Source organism: Pseudoalteromonas luteoviolacea CPMOR-1 (assembly GCF_001625685.1).
GTDB lineage: Bacteria > Pseudomonadota > Gammaproteobacteria > Enterobacterales > Alteromonadaceae > Pseudoalteromonas > Pseudoalteromonas luteoviolacea_K.
In genome coordinates, this window is sequence record NZ_AUYC01000079.1 from 1 (window position 1) to 6179 (window position 6179).

The window sequence follows — 6179 nt, forward strand, 5'->3', positions numbered from 1 at the left end:
TGAGTAAAGAGTTTGAAGTTGGATAAAGAATTAAAACTTACTGTATTTCTTTAAATTTGCTAATAGTTTGATTCAAAAAATTAATTCTTGAAAATAGACGTAGGTTTAATAATTAGCTAGTTTTTTCTAAAATAATTAATACTGATCTTTAATTGTTTTTTATTAAACAGTATTTAACATAACGCAAGGTACCAGTGAAGCTTTTTAACTGGCGATCTATTTTATAATTTTAAATATCAATCTAAACTGTTTGATAAAACAAAGTATGATGTGTTCCTTAAATTGTATCGTTTACGAAACAAATACACAAGAAACTATTTAAAAGAAGAGTGGGAATTTATATTTCTTAAAAGATGTATTTCTATCAATAAATAAAAATTTCAGAATTGCTAGACATTATAAATATCTAGGAAATGTTTTTTCATCATTCTAATAAACTTGAGCTTGCAATATAAAAGTTAATATTTAAAGAAGCTCAAGTGAACTTCGAAGTTGTTAGGTCTCAGTAAAACTAACATGAGAGGAAGATGAAACTAAGATCGATAGTTCATCTAGTTAAAAGCTATAAATAAATTTTAAACTTTTGGATTCAGAGCAAAGTATATTTTCATTAGAAAGAGACTTATATGCAGAGGATAAATTTTTAACACCTAAAAGGACACGACGAAAACTATGACTAGCAAAATTCGGTAGTCATAGAGCAATTCTGTATACTCTGTTTATTTCTAATTATTGATGAGAGGGGTAATAAACTTTATATAGTGGCTTATCAAAAAGTGCTTTTTTTAACTCACCAGAATTAAAAAAACACTTATTTCATCAAAGCGAATAACAGAACTTTGTTTAGTGGTTTGTAGGCAGATCTTAAAGCTAGAATATAATTTTTAATTACTCAAATTTTAAGAAAAGAGCGTTTAATGGCCTACTTGAGTGTATTGATTTTTTGATACAAGGCTAAAAATACAAGATAAATCTGATTTCAACTTGAGAAAAAATTATAGAATAAACAGGTAAGTTGGTCTTCGTGAATGCTTATAGTTTTTCAAAGAAAAGAATAACTGAAATTATAAGCGCACAAGTGAGTTTTACGAATCATTAAAAAGCTAACGTTTAAAATACATGTTATTCTTTAAGAAGTAATCTACACCAATTTGTAAAAAACATACCATTTAACATAATCCATAAATAAAAAGTCCAACATCTTTGATTTGAAGGTTTAACCTGTCGATTGGTCACTTCATTACTTATTTTTATCCAATATTTCTATAACTGATTTAGATATAAAGTATGATGTGTTCTAGTTTCTTCCGTTTTAATAGACAAAATAATTGAAAATTAACTAATTTGTGCTTGATGCTTACCGTCCTATACGATAACGTGCATTGTGAGGTAACTAATGAGGAATGAGAAATGAAACCTTGGAGTCCAGATAGCTGGAGAGACTTTCCGATTGTACAGCAGCCGGAATATCCTGATAAAAATCTTCTTAAAAATGTAGAGTCAGAGCTAAATGCAGCACCGCCTCTTGTATTTGCTGAAGAGACTAGAAGTTTATATAAAAACCTTGCAGACGTATGTAATGGAAAGGCATTTTTACTGCAAGGTGGAGATTGCGCAGAATCGTTTTCAGATTTTAGCGCTACAAATATTAGAGATACGTTCAAAACATTACTACAAATGGCAGTCGTCCTAACTTATGGTGGCAAGTGTCCTGTAGTTAAGATTGCACGCATGGCCGGGCAATATGCAAAACCTAGGTCATCTGATTATGAAACAATAAATGGCGTTTCGCTCCCGTCATACCGCGGAGACATCATAAACAATTTTGAGTTCACCGAAGAAGCAAGGATCCCAGATCCAAATAGACTGATGAAAGCTTATCACCATAGCGCATCAACATTAAACTTACTAAGAGCTTTTGCACAGGGTGGTCTTGCTGATTTACACCAAGTTAGCCGATGGAACATGAGTTTTGTTGCTGCTAACCCTTTGCGAGATAAGTTTCAACAGATGGCTAACCGCATTCAAGACGCATTAGAGTTCATGGAAGTCTGCGGAATTGATGCGTCGATAGCTCCAAGTTTGAAAGAAACACATTTATACACGTCTCATGAAGCACTTCTTTTAGGCTACGAGCAAGCTTTAACAAGAAGAGATCACCTTTCTGGTGATTGGTATGATTGTTCAGCACACTTTGTGTGGATAGGTGAACGAACAAGGCAATTAGACCATGCGCATATTGAGTTCTTTAGGGGCATCAAAAACCCGATTGGCGTAAAAGTTGGTCCTGGCATGGATCCTGATGATTTAATCAGACTAATTGACGCGTTAAATCCTGAAAATATACCAGGTAGACTGACTTTAATTACCAGAATGGGAGCTGATGTACTACCTGAGAAACTTCCTAACTTAGTAAGAAAGGTCAAATCGGAAGGTAGAAATGTTGTGTGGTCATCAGACCCTATGCATGGCAATACAGAAAAAGCGAGCACAGGCTATAAAACACGAAGCTTTAACAATATATTAAGAGAAATCAGCCAGTTCTTTGCTGTTCATAAAGCCGAAGGAACTTATCCTGGTGGTGTGCATTTAGAAATGACAGGCCAACATGTTACAGAGTGTATTGGCGGGGCTTATGGTTTATCTGATGAAGATCTAGCTCAACGCTATCGAACTCAGTGTGACCCAAGACTAAATGCGGATCAAGTTTTAGAGCTTGGGTTCTTAGTAGCAGACTTACTTAAAGATGCTAGAGACAGAGCTTAATATAAAAGGCCGCTTCAAAGCGGCCTTTTTTAATATTTATTTCTTGATAATCCAGCTTCAGCGATAATTTTTGCCGAAATCTCTTCAACAGAAAATTTTGTTGAATTCAAAAAAGGTGTTTTATGTCTCTTAAATAACATTTCCACTTCACGTACCTCAATTCTGCACTGTCGAATTGATGCGTATTTGGAGTTAGCCATCCTTTCCTGTCGAATCGACGCCAGTCGGTCTGGATCTATCGTCAATCCAAACAATTTGTTTTTATGTTCTAGTAAAAATTTTGGAAAGTTACCTTTTTCTAAATCATCTTCAGTAATAGGGTAGTTAGCTGCTTTGATACCATATTGTAGAGCTAAATATAAGCTTGCAGGTGTTTTTCCACTACGACTAACACCAACCAAAATAATATCAGCTTCATCATAATCTTTTATATTGGCACCATCATCATTGGCAAGCGCATAGTTAACCGCTGATATCCTGAAATCATAAGTTTTTTCATGAATACTATGAGTTCGGTGAACCTTAGGCACTGGTTTTACTTTTAGCTCTCGTTTAACAATTTCACTTGCGTAAGACAAAAAGTCATAACAAACGCCTTTAGAAGACAAAATAATGTCTGACAATTCAGGGTTAACGAATGTAAAAAATACGAGAGGTGGCTCACCACTGGTTTCTGCAACTTTATCAATAGTCGCTTTTATAGCATGGGCTTTTTCTACTGATTCAATGAAAGGCATTGTTTTATGGTCAAATTCTACCGGGAACATTGACAAGGTTGCATGTCCAAAAACTTCTGCTGTAATTGCAGTGCCATCTGATATATAAAATGCTGTTCTCATTTTAACCTTTTCATTACTTTTTTAGTATTTTTTCAAGTCTTGGTTTACGCGGCTATACTTACCGTTGTAGAATGCCTTCGACCTAAAGGAAGGTCAATTAATCTCTCACATTTATTACAATTTGTTTTTGGAGACAGTTCCGTGCAAGACTACGTTCTCTGGTATCAAGAATTGGGTATGCATGACGTACCTCGAGTTGGTGGTAAAAACGCTTCTCTTGGTGAAATGATATCTAACCTTGCTAACGCTGGTGTACAAGTACCAGGTGGATTCGCAACTACAGCAGATGCGTTCAATGAATTTCTTGAGCAATCAGGACTCAATGAAAAAATTCACACTATTTTAGACACCTTAGATGTTGACGACGTCAACGAACTGGCAAAAGTAGGTAGCCAGATCAGACAATGGGTCATCGACACTCCTTTCCAACCAGAATTAGACCAAGCAATTAGAGCAGCTTACAAAACCCTCCACGGTGACGATAGCAACGACGTATCTTTTGCTGTTCGTTCATCTGCAACTGCAGAAGATATGCCAGATGCATCATTCGCAGGCCAACAAGAAACTTTCCTCAATGTTCGTGGTATTGACGCAGTTATGGTTGCAATCAAGCACGTATTCGCGTCGCTTTTCAATGACCGAGCAATTTCTTACCGCGTACACCAAGGTTACGATCATAGAGGTGTAGCACTTTCTGCTGGCATCCAAAGAATGGTGCGTTCAGACAAAGCATCATCTGGTGTCATGTTCTCTATCGATACTGAATCAGGCTTTGAAGATGTAGTATTCGTAACATCTAGCTACGGTCTAGGTGAAATGGTAGTGCAGGGCGCTGTTAACCCAGATGAATTTTATGTTCATAAGCCGACTTTAGCTAATGGCAAACCAGCTGTGGTAAGAAGAAATATCGGTTCAAAAGCAATTCAAATGATTTACTCAAGTGACGAATCACATGGTAAACAAGTAGAGATTGTTGACATGGATCCGGCGCTTTCGAACAAGTTCTCAATTACAGACGACGAAGTTCAAGAGTTAGCAAAGCAAGCAGTTATCATCGAAAAGCACTATGGTCGTCCTATGGACATCGAGTGGGCAAAAGATGGTAATGATGGAAAACTATATATAGTACAAGCTAGACCAGAAACCGTACGTTCTAACGAAGATTCAAACGTTATGGAGCGCTTCCAGCTACAAGAAAAATCAAATGTAGTATGTGAAGGTCGAGCAATTGGCCATAAAATAGGTTCTGGTGTTGTTAGAGTCTTAACATCAATTGATGAAATGGATAAAGTCCAACAAGGCGATGTGCTTGTTACTGATATGACAGATCCTGATTGGGAACCTATCATGAAACGTGCTTCTGCGATCGTAACTAATCGCGGTGGCAGAACCTGTCACGCTGCAATCATTGCACGTGAACTAGGTATACCAGCTGTAGTTGGTTGTGGTAATGCAACTGACACGATTAAGCACGGTGATGCAGTAACAGTTTCATGTGCTGAAGGTGATACTGGTTATATCTACGAAGGCGAATTGAAGTACGAAGTTATTTCTTCACGTATTGATTCGATGCCGGATCTACCTTTAAAGATCATGATGAACGTTGGTAACCCAGACAGAGCATTTGATTTTGCAAAATTACCACATGCTGGTATTGGCCTAGCTCGTTTAGAATTTATTATCAACCGTATGATAGGTGTTCACCCTAAGGCACTAATCAACTTTGATAGTCAGTCTGACGACCTTAAAGCTGAAATCAGCGATATTATTGCCGGCTACGACTCGCCGGTGGAGTTTTATATCGCAAAATTGGTGGAAGGTATTTCAACACTTGGCGCAGCTTTCGCTCCTGAAAAAGTTATTGTTCGTATGTCTGACTTTAAGTCAAACGAATATGCAAACTTAATCGGTGGTCAGCAATATGAGCCAGAAGAAGAAAATCCGATGATTGGTTTCCGTGGTGCTTCTCGTTATATATCTGAAGATTTCAGAGAATGCTTTGCATTAGAATGCGAAGCGATTAAACGAGTGCGCAACGAAATGGGTCTTACAAATGTAGAAATTATGATTCCATTTGTAAGAACGCTTGAAGAAGCAGCAAAAGTCATCGAACTACTAGAAGAACATGGTTTGAAGCGCGGAGAGAACGGCCTACGTGTCATCATGATGTGTGAATTACCTTCTAATGCATTACTTGCTGATGAGTTTTTAGAATACTTTGATGGTTTCTCAATTGGCTCAAATGATTTGACTCAGTTAACATTAGGTCTTGATAGAGACTCAGGGCTGATCGCGCACTTATTTGATGAAAGAAACCCGGCTATTAAAAAGCTACTATCAATGGCAATTAAAACTGCTAAAGAAAAAGGCAAGTATGTTGGTATTTGTGGTCAAGGCCCATCTGACCACGAAGATTTTGCAGCTTGGCTTGTAGAGCAGGGAATAGATACTGTTTCACTAAACCCAGATACAGTATTAGAAACTTGGTTATACTTAGCGGAAAAATTCAATAAGTAACCACTTACAAACTGCACCTAATCTTTAGGTGCAGTTTTCAGTAGTTCACATTCAGTA

General features: G+C 37.0%; 3 protein-coding genes. 2 read left to right on the forward strand and 1 reads right to left on the reverse strand.

Annotated elements, in window-relative coordinates:
* Positions 1-1410 precede the first annotated feature (1410 nt).
* The gene (locus tag N473_RS23130) at positions 1411-2766 is read left to right on the forward strand and encodes a class II 3-deoxy-7-phosphoheptulonate synthase (RefSeq protein ID WP_063370008.1); all 1356 of its coding nucleotides are present in this window, start codon (positions 1411-1413) and stop codon (positions 2764-2766) included.
* A 29-nt stretch (positions 2767-2795) separates the two neighbouring features.
* On the opposite strand, the gene N473_RS23135 is transcribed toward N473_RS23130, so the two are convergent.
* Complete coding sequence (locus N473_RS23135) at positions 2796-3605, reverse strand: pyruvate, water dikinase regulatory protein (protein ID WP_063370009.1); 810 nt, start codon at positions 3603-3605, stop codon at positions 2796-2798.
* 141 nt (positions 3606-3746) lie between these two features.
* Between N473_RS23135 and ppsA the strand changes: the two genes are divergently transcribed.
* On the forward strand, positions 3747-6122 hold the full coding sequence (gene ppsA / locus N473_RS23140; RefSeq protein ID WP_063370010.1) for a phosphoenolpyruvate synthase: 2376 nt from the start codon (positions 3747-3749) through the stop codon (positions 6120-6122).
* Positions 6123-6179: the final 57 nt, after the last annotated feature.

Coding starts and splice junctions, on each gene's coding strand:
- N473_RS23130 (WP_063370008.1), top strand. CDS start 1,411: ATGAAACCTTGGAGTCCAGATAGCTGGAGAGACTTTCCGATTGTACAG.
- N473_RS23135 (WP_063370009.1), bottom strand. CDS start 3,605: ATGAGAACAGCATTTTATATATCAGATGGCACTGCAATTACAGCAGAA.